5 protein-coding genes are annotated in these 3074 nt (G+C 38.1%); all 5 read left to right on the top strand.

From position 1 onward, the window contains the following. Positions 1-1398 (top strand): RNase A-like domain-containing protein (locus tag A9G25_RS00120; RefSeq protein WP_176701039.1); only part of this gene is annotated, 1398 nt, incomplete at its 5' end. Next, positions 1395-1700 (top strand): contact-dependent growth inhibition system immunity protein, encoded by a 306-nt coding sequence (locus A9G25_RS00115; protein ID WP_162162671.1) that lies wholly within the window; start codon positions 1395-1397, stop codon positions 1698-1700. The genes A9G25_RS00120 and A9G25_RS00115, both read left to right, overlap by 4 nt. 141 nt (positions 1701-1841) lie before the next feature. Then, the gene (locus A9G25_RS00110) at positions 1842-2246 is read left to right on the top strand and encodes a VENN motif pre-toxin domain-containing protein (RefSeq protein WP_065625229.1); all 405 of its coding nucleotides are present in this window, start codon (positions 1842-1844) and stop codon (positions 2244-2246) included. Between the two features lie 67 nt (positions 2247-2313). Further along, positions 2314-2595 (top strand): IS3 family transposase, encoded by a 282-nt coding sequence (locus A9G25_RS00105; protein WP_065625218.1) that lies wholly within the window; start codon positions 2314-2316, stop codon positions 2593-2595. Beyond that, the coding region (locus A9G25_RS00100; protein WP_141674942.1) for a DDE-type integrase/transposase/recombinase at positions 2592-3074 on the top strand (483 nt) is incomplete at its 3' end. The genes A9G25_RS00105 and A9G25_RS00100, both read left to right, overlap by 4 nt.

Here is a 3074-nt window from a genome sequence, read left to right as displayed (position 1 = left end):
GGGGCAGCCGCAGGGGCACTCGCGCCAAAAATTGCGACTATTATCAAACAACAGACCGAAGGAAGCACCGTTGCCAACACCGTCAACCATGCGATACTCGGTGCGGTGGTAGCCGAGCTACAAGGCAACTCTGCACTAGTGGGTGGCTTGGGTGCTGCTGCAAGTGAACGCGGTGCTGAAGTGATTGCGGGCATACTTTACCCTGATAAAGACATCAAAGACCTAAGCCAAGAAGAAAGGCAACAAATCAGCGCCCTATCACAACTAGCGACAGGCCTTGCGATAGCCGCTGCCGGTGGTGATATCCAAGATATCAATACAGGCGTTGCGGCAGGGAAAAATGCGGTTGAGAATAACTTATTAAGTAATAAACGTGGCGTTGAAAAGCTTGATAAAGAGAGTAAAAAGCTTTATGAAAAAATCAAAGATATTGTCGGTTATGATGAAGTAGATAAATTGCAGCAGCAATATAACGATTGTAAAACAGAGGAGTGTAAGGCGAATGTTTATAATCAATATATGCAAAAAGAACAAGAAGCAGGACAAAGATTAGTTGATTTATATAAAGCAGGTAAGCTATCAGAAGATGAATATTACCAATTAGTTACATGGTATTCTGACACAATGCTTGAAGGAATAAAGCAAAGTCAGATTGACAATAGTAGAAATCATTCATTTGGTGATTGGGATATTAATGATGCGTCAGCATGGGATTGGACGGTATCAAACATTATTAACAATCCTTATTTAAATGAAATAAGGAGTTTAATTTTACTTGATAAATGGCGCTCTGAAGGTTTATCTGAATCAGAGATACAAGAAAGATTTATTAAGAACGGAATTCTCGATTCGTTTGGTTCAGGACCGGAAGTCAATAAAATTATTCATCAGGTTCGTAATGGTGGTTTAAGTTTAGAAGATGGGTTAAAATTAGCCTCGGCTGCAGCATTTAGTAAGTTTACTGATAAAACTGCTGGTGCTGCTGGAAAGGCGGCAGACGACAATTATAGTCGAATTGTTCCTGGTGGAAGTCTTTCTGCACATGAAGCTGCAGGAGGACATTTAATTGCAAGACATGTAGGTAAAACAGAGCAGGAGTTATTAGATAGAGTGTCTACCGGAAATGTTAAAACAGCATCTTCTTTTACTGATAGAGCGACAGCAGAATCAGTTACAAGTAAAGCGATTGAAGCAAATCAATCTAAAATAGATGCTTATCTAACTGGAAACCAAAAAGGTTATTTAGAAATTGAATATAAATCGTCATCACCAATAGGAATTAGTGTCTCGAAAGGACAAACAAATGTAAGTAAAGTGTCAAATGCTAGAATAATTATAGCTAGAGATTCTTCAATGCCTAATGGTTATAGAATTGTTACGGGGTATCCTACACCATGATAATAGCAACAGAAACATATCCTGCATTATCTTATTATTTGAGATGTTATTTAAATCAAGATTTTGAAGAGATCTTTGGAAGTGTTGATAAAGCGTTAGATGCTTACAGGAAAACAGAAACAATTAATGAACAAAATGAGATGATTAAAGAAATTCGATCATTGTTAGAATCTTCTTATAGCGAAAAAGAACTACAAAAAATTATATTAGATGACATTGATTGTAATTATTTTTATCCAAATGAATGGTCATCTTGTCGAAATTGGTTGTTAAATATGCTTTTAAAATTAAAAAATTCATGACACCAATAATGACACCATCCTAAATTTTGTGTATTTTCAGTTAAAGGTGACGGTTGATTCTGTCACCAAACCCTATAATTAATTTTCCAAGTACTAATTTTTTCTTAGCCTTAGTTATTATTACAAGGCAACTCAGGGCTTGTGGGTGGCTTAGGCGCGGCAGCAAGTGAATGGGGTGCAGAAGTTATTGCGGGGATCCTTTACCCTGATAAAACAGTAGCGGAATTATCACAAGAAGAAAGGCAACAAATCAGCGCCCTATCACAACTAGCGACAGGCCTAGCGATAGCTGCTAGCGGTGGTGATATCCAAGATGTCAATACTGGCGTTGCTGCGGGGAAAAATGCGGTTGAGAATAATAATTTAGCTAGAGCTGCGTGGTATCTAGTACGTCCAAGTGAAATTGGTGCGCCAGTTAGTATTAATGCAGTAGATGTATTAATGGCTGAAGGTCTTACAGCAGCAGAATCAAAAGCATTTTTAGAAAGTCTAAATTTGGAACAGAGACGACTAATTGAACTTGCATTAGTCGATCCAATGGGATGATCCTCGCCAAAAAAGTGGACAAAAGTTGCCTCTATGGTATAAACAAAAATCATAGGAGACAAATATCATGGTCAAAAAATTTAATATCGAATTCAAACAACAATCAGTGGATTATGCGTTATCTAATGCACACCTTTCTATCAGCGAACTTGCCAATCATCTAGGTGTGGGTAAATCAACCCTAGATAAATGGATTAGGCAACTTTCCCCGAATAAAACCAGCCGTCGAGAGTTAACCGCTGAGCAACAGCGGATTATGGCGTTAGAAAAAGAGATTAAAGAACTGAAAATGGCTAATGATATACTAAAAAAGGCGCATGTGTACTTCATCAACAATCCAAGTCGATGAAGTACGCTTATATGAAAAATCATTTAACCTGCTATCCCGTTACTAGGATATGCTCATTACTTGGTGTCAGTTCATCGGGTTATTATGCTTGGTTAAAAAGAGCAAACAAATCAGTTAAACTCAGCGAGTATATCCAAAAGCAGTATTGGCAACATAAAGCCCGTTTGGGTGCGCCAAGCCTGCTTCATGATGCAAGAGAAGCAGGCTATCAAGTTTCAGAAAGGACAATTAGCCGTGTTTTGCAACAATTGGGATTACGGAGTAAAGCAGCACGTAAATTCAAGCATAAAACAGACAAGGCTCATCACAATATTGCGCCCAACACGTTAGATAGGCAATTTAATCCTGATAAGCCTAATAAAACATGGGTAACCGATATTACTTATATTAAAACGGGTGAAGGTTGGTTATATTTGTCGGTGATTATCGATTTATATGGACGAAAAGTGATTGCTAGGCAAACCAGTCGCTACATAGAC

Source organism: Gilliamella sp. Bif1-4 (genome assembly GCF_001690535.1).
GTDB lineage: Bacteria > Pseudomonadota > Gammaproteobacteria > Enterobacterales > Orbaceae > Gilliamella > Gilliamella bombi.
This window is presented reverse-complemented; position numbering and strand designations above follow the sequence as displayed.